Genomic DNA, 18254 nt, shown 5'->3' with positions numbered 1-18254 from the left:
CACCGGTGAACGACCCGAAGTTGCGCCGGCCGGCTCGGCACGGGCCCGGGTCAGCGTGCCGACTGCCGTCGCTCCTCCACAGGGGGGTGCCTCCCGCCCGGCCGGCGTCCCCGTCGGCACCACCTACCGGGCCACCACACCGGTCGGTACGGCGGAGGACGTGGGGCCGCCAACCGGCGGGTCGGCTGCCGCACAGGCAGCCCAGGCCGAGTCCCCCGCCCCCACCGACGCCCCGGGCCGGGCCGACGCACCAGACCGGACCGACACACCGGGCCGGACCGACACACCGGGCCGGACCGACACACCGGGCCGGGCCAGTGGACCAGGCCAGGCCGAGACGCCACGCCGAGCCGACGTGCCAGGCCAGCGGTCGGCGCGGGCCAGCGCCACCGTGCCCGGGGCGAGTCGGGTCACCGCCGACGAGGCCGGAGCCGCCGGGCCCCGGTCCGCCACCGCGAAGGTGTACCGCTCCGCGCCCACCGACCCCGAGCCCCCGGAGCCCGCACAGCCGCCGCAGCCGGCCGAGCCGCCGACGCCACCCACGCCCGAGCCGGAACCCGCACCGGCTCCCGTCCCGCCGGTACCCGGGCCGACGCCGCCCGCCCCGAACCCGCCGGTACCCGGACCGACGCCGCCGGCACCCGGGCCGCTCCCACCGGGGCCGGTGCCGCCCGGACCCGGTCCACGGCCCGGCCCTCCGGTTCCGCCGGTGCCCGGACCACCCACGCCGCCTCCGGGACCCCCTGTCCCCGCTCCGCCACCGCCCCCGGGGCCGATGCCCGCGCCCCCGTTCCCGCCCCCACCCGCCACCCGGGCCGCCGCCCCGGTCGTGCCCGCGCCGGCGTTGCCGGCCTGGCCGCCGCCGACGAACCCCGGCAGCCGCCGGGATGCCCCGGCCGGCAGCGAACCCGGCGCATCACCGAGCGCCGTCCCCCGGGCCTCGGTACGGCCGAGCCTCCTGCCGTCGACCGAGCGGCCGAGCGTCCTCCCGCCGACCGGCCACACCGCCCCGGTCGTCCCGGACCGGACGACGGCCACGCCCGACAGGACCGCCACGGACCGGACAGCGGCCCTGCCCGAGCGGCCGGCGGCCACGGACCGGACGACGGCCGTGCCCGACGCGACCGGCACCGACCGGACGACCGCCCTACCCGACGCGACCGGCGCTGACCGGACCGTGTCCCTGCCCGGTGGCGTGGCCCCGGCACCGCCCGGGTCGGCCGGGAACGCGGGCCGTTCCGGGCGGTACGACGGCGACCTGGGAACGTTCTACCGGGCGAACCCCGACGGGCCCGGCCACGCGACGGTGTCCTTCCCGTCCAGCAGCCCGCTGGAGAACTCCGGTTCCCTGACCGGGCACATCCTGGCCCAGGGCTGGACCGAGAACCCGAACCAGGAGCGGTCGAGCACGACCCGGGTGGTGATCGCCCTCGCCGCCGCGCTGGGCCTGCTGGTGGCGATCGGCGTCGTGGTGGTGCTGCTGGCCGACGACGCCATGGGTGGACTTGTCGGGGGCATGCTGAGCGGCTGAATGCGGGTGAGCCCGCCCACTACCGCCAGGCGTGGCCGGTGCGCGTCGGACAATCGCCGTACACTGGTCGGGATCACTGACCCGGCGCGCTCCGCGCGCCCCTGGGCGATCTTGCGGGCGATCCGGCGGCACGATGCCGTGGCGGGCCATCGCGAAGATGCGCCCCGCTCGAAAGGCATTTCTTGACCATCTCTGCTGTTCCCGGCACCTCCCCGTCCGTCCTCGACCAGGCCGAGCAGGCCGTCCCCGACTTCGCCGCCCTCGGCCTGCCGCAGCCGCTGGTGCGGGTCCTCGCCCGGCAGGGCATCACCACTCCGTTCGAGATCCAGCAGGCGACGATGCCCGACGCGCTCGCCGGCCGGGACGTGCTGGGCCGGGGGCAGACCGGCTCCGGCAAGACTCTCGCCTTCGGCCTGCCGTTGCTGGCCCGCGTCGCCGAGCGCAACCGGGCCCGGCCGCTGCACCCGCGGGCCCTGGTCCTGGTGCCCACCCGTGAGCTGGCCATGCAGGTCAACGACGCCCTGGTGCCGCTCGGCAAGGCTGTCGGCGTGTTCCTGAAGACCGCTGTCGGCGGGGTGCCCTACGACCGGCAGATCGACGCCCTGCGCCGGGGCGTGGAGATCGTCGTGGCGACCCCGGGCCGGCTGGGCGACCTGATCGCCCGGGGCGTGTGCCGCCTCGACGATGTCGAGGTCACCGTGCTGGACGAGGCGGACCAGATGGCCGACATGGGTTTCCTGCCGGAGGTCACCGAGCTGCTGGCGAAGACGCCGGTGGACGCCCAGCGGCTGCTCTTCTCCGCCACCCTGGACGGCGACGTCGACGCTCTGGTCAAGCGGTTCATGTCCGACCCGGTGACGCACTCGACCGCGCCGTCGACCGCGTCGGTGTCCACCATGGACCACCACATGCTGTTGATCCCGCCGCACGACAAGTTCCCGGTGACCGCGGCCATCGCGGCCCGCGAGGGCCGGACCATGGTCTTCGCCCGTACGCAGCTCGGGGTGGACCGCCTCGTGTCGCAGCTCGCCGCAGTGGGGGTGCGCGCCGGTGGCCTGCACGGCGGCAAGACCCAGCGGATGCGTACGCGCACGCTGGCCGAGTTCCGTGAGGGCCGGATGAACGTGCTGGTCGCCACCGACGTGGCGGCCCGGGGGATCCACGTCGACGGCGTTTCGCTGGTGCTGCACGTCGACCCGCCGAAGGACCCGAAGGACTACCTGCACCGGGCGGGGCGTACGGCCCGCGCGGGCGAGTCCGGCGCGGTGGCCACGCTGGTGCTGCCCAAGCAGCGCCGTACCACCCTGGCGATGCTGGAGAAGGCGGGCGTGGAACCGGCACAGTCCCGGGTGCGGGCCGGCGATCCGGTCCTGTCCGAGTTGACCGGCGCCCGGGAGCCGAGCGGCGTGCCGGTACGCGAGGAGCCTGAGGAGCCGCGTCGGTACGGCGATCGGCCGGGCGGCCCGCGCCGGTTCGGCGATCGGCCGCAGGGCGAGCGCCGCTACGGCGACCGGGAGGCCCGCGGCGACCGGCGTCACGGCGACCGGCCGACCGAGAGTCGCACCTTCGGCGATCGGGGCGAACGGCGCTACGGCGACCGGCCGACCGAGAGCCGCACCTTCGGTGACCGGGGCGAACGGCGTCACGGCGACCGGCCGCAGGGTGAGCGACGCTTCGGCGACCGGGGCGGGTTCCGGCCCGAGGGCCGGGGCCGGGACGACCGGCCGCAGGGCGAGCGGCGTGGTTTCGGCGGCCGACCGCCGGCGCGTACCCACTGATCCGACGCGGACGCCGTCGCGGAGCCCACGCTTCGCGGCGGCGTTCGTCGCATCCACTGCCGGTCTCGGTCCGGTGGCGTAGCGTCGGTCCATGCCGACAATGCCGAAGTCGTTGCTCTGGTCCAGGACCGACACCGCCGGGGCCGAACACGTCCGCTTCGACGACCGTCGAGGGCTGACGGCCTACGGCACGCAGCTGGCCGTGGACCCTGTTCCCTTCACCTGCCGCTACCAGCTCGCCACCGACCACGACTGGGCGAGCCTGCGGCTGGAGGTCGAGGTCGAGGGGGCGGGCTGGTGGCGCAGCGTACGTCTGGAACGGGCCGTGGACCGGTGGCGGGTGACGGCCGCCGAACAGGGTGACCTCGACGCTGCCCTGACCGCCGGGGGGCATCCCGGGGTCGGGCTGCCGGGCACCGACGACGCGGACCGGCTGGCCGAGGCCCGCGACCTCGACCTCGGCGGCTCACCGCTGTTCAACACCCTTCCGGTACGCCGGCTCGGGCTGGCCGCCGCGCCGGCCGACACTGCCCACCGGGTGACGGTCGCGTGGGTGCTGGTGCCGAGTCTGACCGTGCTCCCCGCCGAACAGGTCTACACCGGGCTCGGAACCGGGCGGGTGCGCTTCACCAGTGACACGTTCACCGCCGACATCGACGTCGACGCCGACGGGTTCGTGGTGCGCTACCCCGGGCTGGCCGAGCGGATCGACCCGCGCTGAGGCGTCTGCGCCCGACGGGTCGCCACCGCGCCACCCGCGGCGGCGCGGTCAGGCCGGCCAGTCGCCGGTGTCGAGGAAGCGCTCGACGGTGGCCAGGTGGGGGGCCAGATCCAGGTTCTGCGCGGCCACCCACGCGTCGGAGTAGTAGGTGTCGGCGTAGCGGTCGCCGGCGTCGCAGATCAGGGTGACCACGGAGCCGTGCCGGCCCTCGGCGAGCATCCCGGCGATCAGCCCGAACGCCCCCCACAGGTTGGTGCCGGTCGAGCCGCCCACCCGGCGTCCGAGTACCGCCGAACCGGCCCGCATCGCGGCCAGTGACGCGGCGTCGGGCACCTGCACCATCCGGTCCACGACCGAGGGTAGGAAGGACAGTTCCACGCTGGGTCGGCCGATCCCCTCGATCCGTGAGTGCCGCCCGGTGCACACCGACCAGTCGGCGGCCCGCCAGGCCGGGTAGAAGGCGGAGTTGTCCGGGTCGACCACGCAGAGCTTGGTGGGCAGCCGCCGGTAGCGGGCGTACCGGCCGATGGTGGCGCTGGTGCCGCCGGTGCCCGCGCCGACCACGACCCAGGCGGGGACGGGGTGCCGTTCGAGGGCGAGCTGCGCGTAGATGGCCTCGGCGATGTTGTTGTTGCCCCGCCAGTCGGTGGCCCGCTCGGCGTAGGTGAACTGGTCCATGAAGTGCCCGCCGGAGTCCTCGGCCAGCCAGCGCGCCTCGACCACCACCTTGGCCGGGTCGTCCACCAGGTGGCAGCGGCCCCCCTGGAACTCGATCTGGGCGATCTTCTCGGGCGAGGTGGAGGCGGGCATCACCGCGATGAAGGGCAACCCGAGCATCCGCGCGAAGTACGCCTCGGAGACCGCCGTCGACCCGGACGACGCCTCGACGATCGTGGTCTGCGGGCCGATCCAGCCGTTGCACAGCCCGTAGAGGAACAGCGACCGGGCCAGCCGGTGCTTGAGCGAGCCGGTCGGGTGCACCGACTCGTCCTTGAGGTAGAGGTCGATTCCCCACTTCCGGGGCAGCGGGAACGGCAGCAGGTGGGTGTCGGCGGAGCGGTTGGCGTCCGCCTCGACGGCGGCGATCGCCTCCATCACCCAGGCCCGGCCCGCTTCGTCGCACCGGTCGAGTTGAGTCACGCGGGAAACGTAGCAAGGAGGCCCGAGCGCAGGGGCACCGGCCCGTGACGCGGGCGGGGCACCGGCCCGGTGACCCGGGCGGATCAGCCGGAGTGGCCGCCGGTCCTGCGGCCTTGCCGGCGCTGGCCGGCCCGCCCGACGGCGAGGATCAGCGGGGCGAGACGCAGCGCCAGGCCGGGCAGCGCGTCGAGGAACCGAACCTGCGCGCCGCGCCAGCGCGGCACGCTGACCACCGGGCGGGGTCGCCGGGCCAGCCGCGCCACGCGTCCGGCGACCCGCTCCGGCGTCAGCAGCGTCCCGGTGAAGGACGCCGCCGCCCCGGGGTCGTCGAGCTTGTCGTGCAGCATCGGGGTCCAGATCCCGTCGGGGCACAGACACGAGACGTGTACGCCCCGGTGCCCGGCCAGCCGCAGGTCGGCGAGGGTGCCGATGCTGAAGGCGACGAGGGCGTGCTTGCTGGCCGCGTAGAGGGTCTCGCCGGGCGCGGCGACCAGCCCGGCCAACGACACGATGTTGATCACGTGGCCGCGCCCCCGGGCACGCATGACGGCCAACGCCGCCAGGGTGCCGTTCATCGCGCCGAGCGCGTTCACCTCGACCACCCGGCGGCGGGTGCCGGCATCCTGCTCCCAGCTCGGCCCGGTCACCAGGATCCCGGCGTTGTTCACCCACAGGCCCAACCCGTCGGGGTGGCGTGCGGCGGCCTCGACGGCGACGGCCGTGCAGGCCGCCTCGTCGCGGACGTCCAGGGGCCGGGACCAACCACCGAGCGGAGCGGCGGCCTCGGCGACCGCCCCGGCGTCGGTGTCGGTGAGGAGAACGGGCCAGCCGTCGGCGTGCAGGGCGACGGCGATGGCCCGTCCCAGGCCGCCGGCCGCTCCGGTCACGACGGCTGCGCCGGTCACCACGGTCGCCCCGTCACCACGGCCACCCGGTCACCACGGTCGCGTCTGTCGGGCGCCTCTTCGCGGCGGGTGCGGGCTGCGGACCTCCCATCGCCGCACGCTACCGCCGCGTGCGGGGGCGGCACCAGTGGCCGGTCGCCGCATCCGGGAGCCGCGACGGTGGTCGGGCTGGCGGGGATCAGGTGGTCGGCGTGCTGACCGGCTGGGGTCGGTTCTCCCACTTCGTCGACAGGGCGATCCCGGTACGGGTGGAGGCCACCCCGGCAACGCGGTTCAGCCGGACGATCAGTTGCTCAAGTTCGGCGATCGTGCCCACCCGGGCCTTGAGCAGGAACGACTCGACGCCCGCCATGAAGTAGCAGGATTCGATCTCCGGCATCCGCCGGAAGGCCTCCAGCACGTCGTCGGTGTCTGCGGCCGAGTCCTCGACGATGCCGATCAGGGCGGTGACGCCGAGCCCGATGGACTCGGGCTCGACCTCGGCCCGGTAGCCCCGGATCACGCCGCCGGACTCGAGCTTCCCGACGCGTTCGTGCACTGCCGGGGCGGAGAGTCCGACCTGGCGGGCCAGTTCGGCGTACGACAGGCGGGCGTTGCCCCGCAGGAGGTCCACGAGGCTCAGGTCGATGGCGTCCACGGACTGTAGACCCTAGTCGCAGCGGCGTAACGCCGGGCGTTCGGCGTCCGTTGCACATGACAGCAGGTGACAGTTCGCAGACGGTCGGTCTAGGGGGATCCACGCCGGTACCATTTACTAACTTCCCACTCCGTGCGTTTTTCGCGTTTGGCGGACACGCCAGTTCCCTGGTGCTGTAATTGCCATACGTCCCTCATGACGGCTCTGGGCTCGCACCGGCCGGGGGCAGTGTGTTCAGCCGGGGGCTTCGTCGACGCGAGGAGGGGGCTGTGGACACTGGAGATCGCCTGCTGACACCGGGTGAGGTCGCTGCGCTGTTTCGGGTGGACCCGAAAACTGTGACGAGATGGGCGGCGGCCGGCCGGATAGGCAGCATCCGGACTCCAGGCGGGCATCGCCGGTTTCGGGAATCCGAGGTGCGGGCCCTGCTTGAGGGGGAGGGCATGCTGGACGAGGCGGACGACATGGGCAGACCGCGCAACGCGGGCCCGGCCGCTTCCACCGGGCCCGGCCCGGCCAACGCGGGCATGTACTGATCTGGTGCGTATCGGAACGCGGGCCGGGCTTCAGGTCCGGTCCGCGTTCAGCTGTCCCGCCCAGCGGTGGAACAGCGTGTGCGGGACCCCGAGCGCGTCCAGCACCTTTCCGGCCACGAAGTCGACGAGTTGCGCGGCGGAGGCCGCCGCACCGGCACCGTAGAAGCCGGGGCTGGCGGGAAGCACGACCGCTCCCGCGTCGTGCAGCGCGATCAGGTGCTCCAGGTGGCTGCGGGTCACCGGGGTCTCCCGCGGCACCACGACCAGTGGGCGGCGCTCCTTGAGGTTGACCTCGGCAGCCCGCTGCAACAGGTCCTTGGACAGTCCGATGGCGATGCCGGCGCAGGCGGCCGTGCTGGCGGGCACCACCGCCATGCCGCGTACCCGGTAGGAGCCGCTGCTGGGCCCGGCCGCGAGGTCGCCGGCCGGCCAGTGCCGCACGTCGGCCCCGTCGAGGTCACGACCCAGCCAGGCGGCCAGGTCGTCGGCCCAGTGGGCGTCCCGGAACGGGCGGCCCGTCTCGTCGAGCACGGTCAGCCGGGCCGCCCGGGAGACGATCAGGTCCACCGGCTGACCCGCGTCGAGCAGCCCGCGGACGACCGCCGCCGCGTACGGCGTGCCGGACGCTCCCGAGACACCGACCACCCATGGTTCGCGCATGCCGTACAGCCTGCCTGACCACCGCCGGGGAGAACCGCCCGCCCCCACCCCGTTAGTCCGCGCCTTCCGGATTGCCGCTTGTGTCCTGACGTACCGACCGGTAAGCGAGAATCATTCCGATCTGGGATGCTGCCTCGAAAGCGATCCACCGGAAGCAACTGCGGGAGAGGAACCCGGGATGACGGGCGAGGTCCTCTGGTCCCTGCGTGCGCAGTGTCCGCTCCCGGCCCGGCTGTCCCCGCACGCCGACGGGGTGCAGGAGTGGCTGCTCGACTGGCTGCCGCAGGTCGGCCTGCCGCTCGACGCGGCCGGACGGGAGCGGCTGTCGAAGGCCCGGTTCGCCCGGTACGCCGGCCGGCTGTATCCCGACGCCACCGAGCCCGACCTGCGCGTGCTGACCGCCCTGTTCACCTGGTTCTTCCTGGTCGACGACGCCTGTGACGGGCCGGACAGGCTGCCACCCGAGCGGATCCGGGCGCTGCGCGACGGCACGCTGGGAGTGCTGCGCGGCGACCCCCGGCTGCGGCACGCCGGGTTGACCGGCCCGCTGCGCCGGCTGCTGCTCAGGGCGTGGCGGGAGCCGCGCCGCCGGATGCCGGCCCGTTGGCGGTCGCGGTTCGCCGACGCGGTCGCCCACCATCTCGACGGCACCTGGCGGGAGGCGGTCAACAAGGACACCGGCCATGTTCCCGGCGTCGCCGAGTACGTCGAGCTGCGCCGGGCGACCGCTGCCACCTACGTGTCGTACCCGCTGGTGGAGTTCGTGACCGGGCGGCTGCTGCCGGACGCGGTCTACCACCACCCGTCGGTGCGCCGGATCGCCGCCACCGGCAACGACCTGGTGTCCTGGTACAACGACATCGCCTCGCTCGACCGGGACCGGGCGACCTCCGGCGGGCACAACCTGGTGCTGGCGCTGGCCGCCGAGCGGCGCGTCCCGGAGGCTGCGGCGGTGCGGCTGGCGGCGGAGCGCTGGCGCGAGGCGATGCACCGCTTCCAGGAGCTGCGTGCCGCCGTGCCGTCTTTCGGGGCGGCGCTGAACGAGGCCGTCGGCGACCACCTCGACGTGGTGGCCGCCGCCGTGGTCGGCACCGTCGAGTGGACGCTGGAGAGCGCCCGCTACCCCGGCCCCGACCTGGCATCCGCTTCGGTCGGCTGACCACCGGGGCCCGGGAGGTGGACCGGCCCACCGGGGCCCGGGAGGTGGACCGGCTCGTCGCCGCCCGCAACCGCCCGGCAGCGGGTGCGGTCCCGCCGCTCCCGACAGCGGCCGGAACCGCCCGGCGCCAGGGCCGCGGCCCCGGCGCTCCCGACAGCGCGTCGGCTCAGGGGCGCAGGCCCAGCCGCACCACCAGGTCGAGCAGCGCGAAGACGAACAGCGCGATGCCGACGAAACCGTTGGCGGTGAAGAACGCCCGGTTCACCTTGCTCAGGTCGGTGGGGGTGACCACCACGTGCTGGTAGCCGAACGCGACGGCGGTCAGCGCCAGGCCGATCCAGAACAGCCAGCCGAAGCCGACCAGCACCCCGAACCATCCGAACAGTGCGAAGGTCACCACGTGGGCGACGGTCGAGGCGTGCAGCGCGAAGGGCACCCCGTGACGGGCCGGTACGCTGTGCACCCCGATCTCCCGGTCGACCTCGGCGTCCTGGCAGGCGTAGATCAGGTCGAAGCCGCCGATCCACAGGCCGACGGCCACGCCGAGCAGCCAGGCGGGCCACGAGCCGGCGAACGTCCCGGTGACCGCCAGCCACGCGCCGACCGGGCCGACCGCCTGGGCGACGGCGAGGATGGCGTGCGGCCAGTTGGTGAACCGCTTGCCGTAGGGGTAGACGACCAGCGGCACCACGGCCAGCGGCGCGAGCGCCAGGCAGAGCGGGTTGAGCAGGGCTGCGGCGGCGAGGAACACCACCAGGGCGACGGCCGCGCCGGTCCAGGCCGTCCGCGGGCTCACCGCGCCGGTCACCATCTCCCGGTTGGCGGTACGCGGGTTCAGCGCGTCGATGCGACGGTCGAGGATCCGGTTCGCGGCCATCGCGAACGTCCGTGCCCCGACCATCGCCACGGTGATCAGCAGCAGGTCGAGCCAGCGCACCCGCCCCCCGTCGACCTGCATCGCGGTCAACGCCGACAGGTACGCGAACGGCAGGGCGAACACCGAGTGCTCGATGGCGACGAGCCTGAGGAAGGAGGTGACCCGGCCGGGTCGCGTCTCGACGGCGGTCGCCATCAGATGCCGTACTCCTTCCAGCGCTTGTCGACCAGGGAGACCACCTCGGGGGCCATCGTCATCTCCTCCGGCCAGCCCCGGGTGTAGCCCTCGGTCGGCAGCTTGCGGGTGGCGTCGACACCCGCCTTGCCGCCCCAGAACTGCTGGTACGACGAGTGGTCGAGGTGGTCCACCGGTCCCTCGGTGAGCAGCAGGTCGCGGGCGTAGTCGACGTTGCCGAAGGCGCGGAACGCGACCTCGTCGTAGTCGTGCACGTCGCAGTCCTCGTCGACGATCACGATCAGCTTCGTCAGCGACATGAGGTGCGCGCCCCAGATGGCGTTCATCACCTTCTGGGCGTGCTTCGGGTAGCGCTTGCGGATCGACACGATCGCGCAGTTGTGGAACACCCCGGCGGCCGGCAGGTCGTAGTCGACGATGTCGGGGATCAGCAGCTTGAGCAGCGGCTGGAAGATCCGCTCGGTGGCCTTGCCCAGGCCGTGGTCCTCCTGCGGGGGCTTGGAGGTGATGATCGAGTGGTAGACCGGCTCGCGCTGCATGGTCATGGTCTCGACGTGCAGCACGGGGAACGGCTCGACCGGCGTGTAGTAGCCGGTGTGGTCACCGAACGGGCCCTCGGGCAACCGCTCGCCGGGCTCCAGGTAGCCCTCCAGCACCACCTGGGCGTGCGCCGGCACCTGCAACGGCACGGTCAGGCAGTCGACCATCTCGACCCGCTCGCCGCGCAGGAAGCCCGCGAACAGGTACTCGTCGATGTCGCCGGGCAGCGGCGCGCTGGCCGAGTAGCTGACCACCGGGTCGCAGCCGATGGCGATGGCGACGGGCAGTCGCTGGCCGAGTCGCTCGGCGACCGCGTGGTGGGCGGTGGAGTCCTTGTGGATCTGCCAGTGCATGCCGAGGGTGTTGCGCGAGTGCTGCTGGAGTCGGTAGAGGCCCAGGTTGCGCTTGCCGGTCTCCGGGTGCCTGGTGTGGGTCAGCCCGTAGTTGTGGAAGATCCCGCCGTCGCCGGGCCACACCTGGAGGCCGGGCAACCGGTTCAGGTCGACGTCGTCGCCCCGGTACACCACCTGCTGGCAGGGGGCGGTCTTCACCTTGCGCGGCGGCACCGACTTGAGCTGCATGACCTTGCCGAGGCCCTCGCGGATGCCGGACCAGCCGACCGGCAGCTCCGGCTTGACCAGCGCGCCGATCCGCTCGCCGATCTCGTCCAGCGACTCGACGCCCAGCGCCATCGCCATCCGCTTCTCGGTGCCGAACAGGTTGATCGCCACCGGCATCTCGCCACGGGTGGGACGCTCGAACAGCAGCGCCGGGCCGCCCGCGCGGACCGTCCGGGTCACGACCTCGCTGATCTCCAAGGTCGGGTCGACGGGTACGGCCACCCGCTTCAGCTCACCCGCACGCTCCAGCGCCGCGAGGAAGTCCTTGAGATCGGTGTACGGAAAGCCACGAACCGCCATGCCAGCAAGTCTCCCGCACCGCCCGGGCCGGTGGCGAAGCCGGGTCACCGTCACCGCTGTGGGGCATCCCACGCATCCACCACGATGTCCGGAGGTTTGGCGGGCACCACACCCTGCAGAACGTAGAACCACAGTTCTGGGAAGTGAACCTCTCCATCCAGCGGCTGCGGGTCAGTCGACGCCGGCGTACGAGTGCAGGCCCTCGAAGAAGATGTTCACCCCGAACAGGTTCATCATCACCGTCAGGAAGCCCAGGATGGCGAGCCAGGCGGCCACGTTGCGCTTCACGCTGGGCGTGGCGCGGGCGTGCAGGTAGCCGGCGTACACCACCCAGGAGATGAACGCCCACGTCTCCTTCGGGTCCCACCCCCACGGCCGGCCCCACGCCGCCTCCGCCCAGATCGCCCCCGCGATCACCGCGAAGGTGAAGATCGGGAACGCGAAGGCGTGCAGCACGAAGGTCAGCCGCTCCAGCGCCGCCGCCGCCGGCATCCGCTTCGCCAGGGTGTACGGGAAGCTGCGCCGGCCCTGCTCGTAGCCGTTGCGCATCAGGTACGCCACGGCCGGCACCACGCCCAGCAGGAACAGCCCCGAGGCGAACACGATGGTCGACACGTGCACGATGAACCAGTACGAGTTCAGCGCCGGCAGCAGCGGCACGACCGGGGTGTAGAGCACCAGCTCGGCGGTGGCCACCAGCAGCACCATGACCAGGGTCAGGAACAGCCCGAGGCGGCGCAGCGACGGCACCTTCCACAGCACCGCCAGCCAGGCGGCGACCCCGATGAACGAGACCGTCAGCACGAACTCGTACATGTTGCCCCAGGGCATCCGGTCGGCCGCGAGGCTCCGGGTCACCAGGGCCGCCAGGTGCAGCACGGCGGCCACGGCGGTGACCCCGACGGCAACCCGCCCGGCCAGTCGCGCCCGCGCGGCGGTCCGCTCGGCCCGGCTCGGCGGACCCGCGACGACCGACCGATCGGCCCCGGCAGCAGCCCCGTCGCCGACGCCGGACAGCGCGCCGACCGCGTCACCGACCGCCCGGCCGCCGTCACCGTCACCGCCAGCGTCGCTCTCAGTGGGCAGCGTGCCGACCGCCCGGCCGCCGGCCCCCGCGCCGACCAGCTCTCGGGTGGGCGTCGCGGTGGCGGCCCGCGCGCGGGCGTTGCCGAGCGCGTACTCGACGGCGTGGCTGATCATCCCGATCAGGTACGCCAGGGTCGCGAACGTGACCAGCAGGTCGGACAGTGCGGACATCAGTCGGCTCCTTCTCGCGCGCCGGCCCGGTCACCGGCGTCGCGTTCGTCGCCGTCCCGCCCGTCGCCGCTGAGCGCGGACACGAGCTGGGCGAACTCGTCGGCGAACCCGGGTTGGTCGGTGCGCGGCAGGCCACCGGCCTCGACCAAGCTACTACCGCCCGTCGGAGATCCACCTGTGGGGTCGGCGACACCCCCACCAGGGGGCAGCACGCGGAGGAAGACCCGGCGGCGCCGGCCGAACAGCGACCCCATCAGGCCCGTCAGCAGCGTGACGGAGGCCACCAGCAGCAGCGTCGCCCCGGGATCGTGGCGCACCGACAGCACGATGTACGGCTCGGTTCCCAGGAACTCCAGCGTCGTGCCGTCGTCCAGCGTCCACGTTTCGCCGGGCCTGAGCAGCTTCGTGCCGACCTCGGTGACCTTGCCTTCGCGCACCTGCCGCTGATCCAGCTCGTAGACCGAGCCGGGGATGCCGGCGTCCAGGCCGAGGTTGCCCCGGTAGGCGACCAGGTTCACGGCCGGGTTGCGCTCCGTGGGGTGCTCGGACCGGGTGAACGGCCCCTCCTCCGGGGCGGTGGGCAGGTAGAGGCCCGTGAAGGCCATCTGGAGATCGGGGTTCCGCTCGCCGGTGGCCGGGTCGACGTTGACGTCGGGGTAGGCGGCCAGTCCCTCCCCGGTCAGCCCGACGTCGCCGGTGCTCAGGAACGGGGTGGTGCTGGTCTGGGTGCGGCCGTACCGGTCGGTGTAGCGCAGCACCGGCGCGTACCCGTGACCGAGCAGGTAGACGTTCGCGCCGTCGAGCCGCAGCGGCGAGTTGACCGAGAAGTCGGCGGTCCGTGGCGTGCCGCCGGCCTCGTCGACGGTCACCTCGGCGTTGAAGAACTCCGCCTGGCCCGACTCCAGGAACCGGGCCTCGAAGTCGTCGAGCCGCACGCAGAATGGGGGCAGGTCGGCGCTGCCGACGCGCGGGCCCAGCTTCGACTCCGCGTACTGCTGGCGGGTGTTGCAGAACGCGTTGTCCTCACCGGCGACGAGCAGCCGGTTGCCGCTCCAGCCGTACCAGGATCCCAACGCCACCCCGACCAGCACGACCACCAGCGAAGCGTGGAACAGCAGGTTGCCGGTCTCCTTGAGGTAGCCCTTCTCGGCGGAGACCTCGTCGCCGCGCACCACGACGCGCCAGCGCCGTGCCCGCAGCGCCCCGACCAGCGCCGGCACGCCACCCGCCGGGGCGGCGAACACCGTGTGCTGGGGCAGCCGGTCCAGCCGCCTCGGCGCGGCCGGCGGCTTCGACCGCAACGCCCGCACGTGATCGCGCAGCCGGGGGGTGATGCAGCCGATCAGCGAGGTGAACAGCAGCAGGTAGATGGCGGAGAACCAGACCGAGCCGAACGCCTCGAACGCGCCGAGGCGGTCCAGGACGGGGGCCAGGTCGGGGTTCGCCGCGAAGTAGTCGCGGACGTCCTCCGGGTTGACCCCGCGCTGCGGCAGCACCGAACCGGGGATCGCGGCGACCGCGAGCAGGAACAGCAGGATCAGGGCGGTACGCATGCTGGTGAGCTGCCGCCACGAGTTGCGCAGCAGGGCCAGCAGCGGGTTGGGCCGGCGCCGGGGCGCCTCGGCCGGGGTCTGCGGCCGGTCGTCCACGACCGTCATCAGATGCTCACCTCACCCACCCCGATGGTGGTCTGCAACCAGATCACGACGCTGGTCCACCCGCCGGTGACCAACGCCAGTCCGATCATGACCAGCAGCACCCCGCCGACGCGGGTGACCCAGCGGCTGTGCCGCCGCACGGCGCGGAAGACCCCGAGCAGGCGCTCGAAGGCCAGCCCGAAGACGACGAACGGTACCCCCAGCCCGAGGCAGTACGCCACGGCCAGCGTGACCGCCCGATCCGTCTGCCCGCTGGTGGCGGCCATGCCCAGCACCGCGGCGAGCGTCGGGCCGGTGCACGGCACCCAACTGAGCGCGAACACCGCCCCGAGGACGGGTGCACCGGCCAGGCCGGCGGCCGGCAGCCGGTTGATCCGCAACTCGCGTTGCAGTCCGGGCAGCACCCCGACATAGCCGAGCCCGAGCAGCACCACCAGCGCCCCGATGACGATCTCCAGCGTGCGCTCGTACTCGAAGAAGACCCGGCCGACGCTGGTGAACAGGATGGCGGTGGCGGTGAAGACGGCGGTGAGCCCGGCAACGAACAGCAGCGTCCCCGCGAGCACCCGCCCCTTGACGGCGACCACGGCCGTCGTGGTCCGCTCGCGCACCGCCACCCCGGCCGGGGCGGCGACGGACGGGACCGGGTCGGCGGACGGGACCGGGTCGGCGGCTGTCGTGGCCGGCGGGCGGCGGCCCTCAAGGTCCACGCCGGCCAGGCCGGTGACATACGACAGGTAGCCCGGCATCAGCGGCAGCACGCACGGGGAGAGGAAGCTGACCAACCCGGCCAGGGCCGCCGCGCCCACAGCGAGCAGCAGCGGGCCGGACTCGGCGAGCTGACCGAAGGTCTCGCCCATCAGCGTTCGCCGGTCGGCGGAGCTGACTCCGCGGCGACCCGCTCGACGATGGGTTGGAGATCGTCCCGGGTGACCGCAGCCCGGATGACGGTGGCGATGCGCCCGTCCCGGTCGAGCACGACGGTCGCCGGGATGCTGTTCGGCGGGATGTCCAGGGCCAGGGCGAGGCGACTCGCCGGGTCGAAGATGCTCGGGTACGTCACCCGGCCCTCCTCGAAGGCGATCGCCTTGTCCCTGCTGTCCTGCACGTTGATGCCGAGGAAGGTCACCCCGGAACCCCGGGTGGCCTGGTAGGTGGCCTCCAGGTCGTCGGCCTCGGCCCGGCAGGGCGCACACCACGAACCCCAGAAGTTCACCACGACCACCTGGCCGCGCTGGGCGGCGACGTCGTACCGGCCGCCGGTGAGCAGCTCACCGGCGATCGTCGGAGCGTCACCACGCTCGTCGGGCGCGCACTGCACCATGCCGGCCTCACTCGCGCAGCCCGCCTCCCCGTCCGAGGAACAGGCGGTCAGGGCCACCGTGGCGGTCACGGCGGCGAGCAGACCGGCGGTCCACCTCCGGGCGTCCATCAGGCCCCCTTGGCCGTCCGGGCTGTCGGCGACATCGCGATCAGGTGCGCGGCCGGCTCCGAGTAGCCGATGCCGACCACCTTCGCGCCGTCGAAGTGGAACGAGGTGAGGCTCGCCAGGCCGCACTGACGCTTGCGCGGATCGTGCCAGAGCCGCTTCCGCTCCACATACCGCCGCAGGGTCCAGATGGGCAGCTGGTGGGAGACGAGCACCGCCTCGCGGCCCTCGGCGGCGATCCGCGCGGCGTGCAGCGCGGCGAACATCCGCTCGGCGATGGCCCGGTAGGCCTCGCCCCAACTGGGGGTCACCGGGTCGCGCAACACCCACCAGTTACGCGGGTCGCGGAACGAGCCGTCACCGGGTGAGACCTTCTTGCCCTCGAACCAGTTGGCGCTCTCGATCAGCCGCTCGTCCTCTCCGACGGGCAGCCCGAACTGGGCGGCGATGGGCTCGGCGGTCTGCTGGGCGCGTTCCAGCGGGCTGGCAACGACGTGCACCACCTCCCGCTCGGCCAGGCCCTGGGCAGCGGCCTTGGCCATCTGCACGCCCAACTCGCTGAGACGGAAACCGGGCAGCCGGCCGTAGAGAATGCTGTCCGGGTTGTGCACCTCGCCGTGCCGCAGCACGTGGACCACCGTATCGCTCACCGCTGCGCCCCCTTTGTTCGCGACTGCGGGGCTCGCAGGCCCGGCTCACTCCTCGCGCTCACCGCAACCCCCCGTTGCCTGCCGCAGCCGCCGCGTTGGCCGCCCCGGGCAGGGCGGCGGCGATCTGTTCCAGTGCGGCGTCGTCGAGTGCCGCCGACACGAACCACGACTCGAACGCGCTCGGCGGCAGGTAGACCCCGGCGGCGAGCATCGCGTGGAAGAACGCCTTGAACGCGGGCACCTGCTGGGTGCGGGCGCTGTCGTAGTCCACGACGTCGGCGTCCGTGAAGAAGATCGAGAACATGCTGCCCGCGTACGACAGCCGGTGCGGCACCCCGGCGGCGGCCAGCGCGTCGGACGCCAGCTTGCCCACGACGGCGGCCGTGTCGTCGAGCCGGCGGTAGACCGCCTCGTCGGCGAGCCGCAGCGTGGCGAGGCCGGCGGCGCACGCGAGGGGGTTACCGGAGAGGGTGCCGGCCTGGTAGACCGGGCCGGCGGGAGCCAGCCGCGCCATGATCTCCGCGCGCCCGCCGAACGCCGCGGCGGGCAGCCCACCCCCCATGACCTTGCCGTACGTCCACAGGTCGGCGTCGACCGGGTCGAGGCCGTGCCACCCGGTGCGGGACACCCGGAACCCGGTCATCACCTCGTCGACGACGAGCAGGGCCCCGTGCGCGTGGGCGATCCGGGCCAACTGCTGGTTGAAGCCGTCGCGGGGGGCCACCACACCCATGTTGCCGGCGGCGGCCTCGGTGATGACCGCGGCGATGTGCGGGCCCTCGGCGGCGAACGCCGCCTCCACGGCCGAGATGTCGTTGTAGGGCAGCACGATCGTCTCGCTGGCCGCAGCACCGGTCACGCCGGGAGAGTCGGGCAGGCCGAGCGTGGCCACGCCGGAGCCGGCGGCGGCGAGCAGCGCGTCGACGTGCCCGTGGTAGCAGCCGGCGAACTTCACGATCTTGGATCGGCCGGTGAAGCCGCGGGCCAGCCGGATCGCCGACATCGTCGCCTCGGTGCCGGAGTTGACCAGCCGGACCTGCTCGACCGGTGTCCGGTCGACGATCACGGCGGCCAGCTCCACCTCACCGGGGGTGGGGGCGCCAAAGCTGGTGCCCTTCGCGGCGGCGGCCTGCACGGCGGCGACCACCTCGGGGTGGGCGTGCCCGAGAATCAGCGGCCCCCACGAACAGACGAGGTCGACGTAGCGTCGGTCGTCGGCGTCGTACAGCCAGGGCCCCTCCCCCGGACCATGAAGCGCGGGGTGCCGCCCACCGCGCGGAAGGCGCGCACGGGGGAGTTCACCCCGCCCGGCACAATGGCGCGGGCGCGGTCGAACAGGGCCTCTGAGGCCGGGGCGTCGACCGGGTAGCGGCCGGATCCGGCGGGAAACGTATCGGTCACGATGCCGCCATTGTGTCAGCGCCGGGCGGGGAATCGGCAGGCACCCCGGCTCGGGGTTACCAGACTCACCTGCCGCCGGGCCACGGTCCGGTAGCGGGGGCGGGGCCCGGCCCACCAGCCGGGCGGGGTCACGGCCCACCAGCCGGGCGGGGCGGGGGACGGTTCGGAGCGGAGGACGGGGCGGCGGGACGCTGGGCCCGCCCACCGCCGGGGGCGCGTTCGCCGGATTCCGGGCGGTCGACGTCACCCGCCTCGGCAGG

At 73.5% G+C, this 18254-nt stretch carries 16 protein-coding genes and 1 pseudogene; 5 read left to right on the top strand and 12 right to left on the bottom strand.

Annotation, left to right across the window (positions count from 1 at the left end; all coding sequences use genetic code 11):
* Positions 1–775 precede the first annotated feature (775 nt).
* From GA0070616_RS28800 to GA0070616_RS14030, 3 genes are all read left to right on the top strand, one after another.
* Positions 776–1531 carry a hypothetical protein gene (locus tag GA0070616_RS28800; protein WP_245713044.1) on the top strand — a complete coding sequence of 252 codons (756 nt, stop codon included), beginning with the start codon at positions 776–778 and terminating at the stop codon, positions 1529–1531.
* Between the two features lie 188 nt (positions 1532–1719).
* Positions 1720–3309 (top strand): DEAD/DEAH box helicase, encoded by a 1590-nt coding sequence (locus tag GA0070616_RS14035; protein WP_091090724.1) that lies wholly within the window; start codon positions 1720–1722, stop codon positions 3307–3309.
* Between the two features lie 91 nt (positions 3310–3400).
* A complete protein-coding gene (locus GA0070616_RS14030) occupies positions 3401–4030 on the top strand; it encodes a putative glycolipid-binding domain-containing protein (protein ID WP_245712766.1) in 630 nt (209 codons plus the stop codon).
* A 48-nt stretch (positions 4031–4078) separates the two neighbouring features.
* On the opposite strand, the gene cds1 is transcribed toward GA0070616_RS14030, so the two are convergent.
* From cds1 to GA0070616_RS14015, 3 genes are all read right to left on the bottom strand, one after another.
* Positions 4079–5170 carry an L-cysteine desulfhydrase Cds1 gene (gene cds1, locus GA0070616_RS14025; protein ID WP_091081904.1) on the bottom strand — a complete coding sequence of 364 codons (1092 nt, stop codon included), beginning with the start codon at positions 5168–5170 and terminating at the stop codon, positions 4079–4081.
* A gap of 83 nt (positions 5171–5253) precedes the next feature.
* Positions 5254–6057, bottom strand: a complete 804-nt coding sequence (locus GA0070616_RS14020) for an SDR family NAD(P)-dependent oxidoreductase (protein ID WP_245712765.1) — start codon at positions 6055–6057, stop codon at positions 5254–5256.
* Positions 6058–6253: 196 nt separating this feature from the next.
* Positions 6254–6712, bottom strand: a complete 459-nt coding sequence (locus GA0070616_RS14015) for an Lrp/AsnC family transcriptional regulator (protein ID WP_091081896.1) — start codon at positions 6710–6712, stop codon at positions 6254–6256.
* Between the two features lie 269 nt (positions 6713–6981).
* Between GA0070616_RS14015 and GA0070616_RS14010 the strand changes: the two genes are divergently transcribed.
* On the top strand, positions 6982–7248 hold the full coding sequence (locus GA0070616_RS14010) for a BldC family transcriptional regulator (RefSeq protein ID WP_091081894.1): 267 nt from the start codon (positions 6982–6984) through the stop codon (positions 7246–7248).
* 30 nt (positions 7249–7278) lie between these two features.
* Here GA0070616_RS14010 and GA0070616_RS14005 read toward each other — a convergent pair whose 3' ends face one another.
* Positions 7279–7908: a UbiX family flavin prenyltransferase gene (locus tag GA0070616_RS14005; RefSeq protein WP_091081891.1), complete on the bottom strand. Its 630-nt coding sequence runs from the start codon at positions 7906–7908 to the stop codon at positions 7279–7281.
* A gap of 178 nt (positions 7909–8086) precedes the next feature.
* On the opposite strand from GA0070616_RS14005, the gene GA0070616_RS14000 reads away from it, so the two are divergent.
* Entirely contained in the window at positions 8087–9067 is a 981-nt protein-coding gene (locus GA0070616_RS14000) for a terpene synthase family protein (RefSeq protein WP_091081888.1), read from the top strand.
* A 166-nt stretch (positions 9068–9233) separates the two neighbouring features.
* Here the strand turns inward: GA0070616_RS14000 and mqnP are convergent, their stop codons facing one another.
* From mqnP to hemL, 8 genes and pseudogenes are all read right to left on the bottom strand, one after another.
* Positions 9234–10139, bottom strand: coding sequence for a menaquinone biosynthesis prenyltransferase MqnP (mqnP, locus tag GA0070616_RS13995; RefSeq protein ID WP_091081884.1), 906 nt, complete (start codon positions 10137–10139; stop codon positions 9234–9236).
* Positions 10139–11599, bottom strand: coding sequence for a menaquinone biosynthesis decarboxylase (locus GA0070616_RS13990; RefSeq protein ID WP_091081882.1), 1461 nt, complete (start codon positions 11597–11599; stop codon positions 10139–10141). Before GA0070616_RS13990 ends, mqnP begins: the two co-directional genes overlap by 1 nt.
* Positions 11600–11770: 171 nt before the next feature.
* A complete protein-coding gene (gene ccsB, locus GA0070616_RS13985; RefSeq protein WP_091081880.1) occupies positions 11771–12856 on the bottom strand; it encodes a c-type cytochrome biogenesis protein CcsB in 1086 nt (361 codons plus the stop codon).
* Entirely contained in the window at positions 12856–14514 is a 1659-nt protein-coding gene (gene resB, locus GA0070616_RS13980; protein WP_091081878.1) for a cytochrome c biogenesis protein ResB, read from the bottom strand. Before resB ends, ccsB begins: the two co-directional genes overlap by 1 nt.
* Positions 14514–15374, bottom strand: a complete 861-nt coding sequence (locus GA0070616_RS13975; RefSeq protein ID WP_091081875.1) for a cytochrome c biogenesis CcdA family protein — start codon at positions 15372–15374, stop codon at positions 14514–14516. Before GA0070616_RS13975 ends, resB begins: the two co-directional genes overlap by 1 nt.
* Positions 15374–15946: a TlpA family protein disulfide reductase gene (locus tag GA0070616_RS13970; protein WP_091081873.1), complete on the bottom strand. Its 573-nt coding sequence runs from the start codon at positions 15944–15946 to the stop codon at positions 15374–15376. Before GA0070616_RS13970 ends, GA0070616_RS13975 begins: the two co-directional genes overlap by 1 nt.
* Entirely contained in the window at positions 15946–16593 is a 648-nt protein-coding gene (locus tag GA0070616_RS13965) for a histidine phosphatase family protein (RefSeq protein ID WP_091081870.1), read from the bottom strand. Before GA0070616_RS13965 ends, GA0070616_RS13970 begins: the two co-directional genes overlap by 1 nt.
* Before the next feature lie 58 nt (positions 16594–16651).
* Positions 16652–17994: pseudogene (hemL, locus tag GA0070616_RS13960) on the bottom strand (glutamate-1-semialdehyde 2,1-aminomutase).
* Positions 17995–18254 lie beyond the last annotated feature (260 nt).

Origin of the sequence: Micromonospora nigra, from assembly GCF_900091585.1 — a bacterium.
Taxonomy (GTDB): Bacteria; Actinomycetota; Actinomycetes; order Mycobacteriales; family Micromonosporaceae; genus Micromonospora; species Micromonospora nigra.
Note: the sequence above shows the minus strand (reverse complement) of the source record. Positions and strands in the feature narration are given on the sequence as shown.

What these genes read in the sequence shown, in the direction of transcription:
- ccsB (WP_091081880.1), bottom strand. Translation starts at nt 12,856, where the DNA reads ATGTCCGCACTGTCCGACCTGCTGGTCACGTTCGCGACCCTGGCGTAC.
- GA0070616_RS14005 (WP_091081891.1), bottom strand. Translation starts at nt 7,908, where the DNA reads ATGCGCGAACCATGGGTGGTCGGTGTCTCGGGAGCGTCCGGCACGCCG.
- mqnP (WP_091081884.1), bottom strand. Translation starts at nt 10,139, where the DNA reads ATGGCGACCGCCGTCGAGACGCGACCCGGCCGGGTCACCTCCTTCCTC.
- GA0070616_RS13975 (WP_091081875.1), bottom strand. Translation starts at nt 15,374, where the DNA reads ATGGGCGAGACCTTCGGTCAGCTCGCCGAGTCCGGCCCGCTGCTGCTC.
- GA0070616_RS28800 (WP_245713044.1), top strand. Translation starts at nt 776, where the DNA reads ATGCCCGCGCCCCCGTTCCCGCCCCCACCCGCCACCCGGGCCGCCGCC.
- GA0070616_RS13990 (WP_091081882.1), bottom strand. Translation starts at nt 11,599, where the DNA reads ATGGCGGTTCGTGGCTTTCCGTACACCGATCTCAAGGACTTCCTCGCG.
- resB (WP_091081878.1), bottom strand. Translation starts at nt 14,514, where the DNA reads ATGACGGTCGTGGACGACCGGCCGCAGACCCCGGCCGAGGCGCCCCGG.
- GA0070616_RS13970 (WP_091081873.1), bottom strand. Translation starts at nt 15,946, where the DNA reads ATGGACGCCCGGAGGTGGACCGCCGGTCTGCTCGCCGCCGTGACCGCC.
- GA0070616_RS14000 (WP_091081888.1), top strand. Translation starts at nt 8,087, where the DNA reads ATGACGGGCGAGGTCCTCTGGTCCCTGCGTGCGCAGTGTCCGCTCCCG.
- GA0070616_RS14030 (WP_245712766.1), top strand. Translation starts at nt 3,401, where the DNA reads ATGCCGACAATGCCGAAGTCGTTGCTCTGGTCCAGGACCGACACCGCC.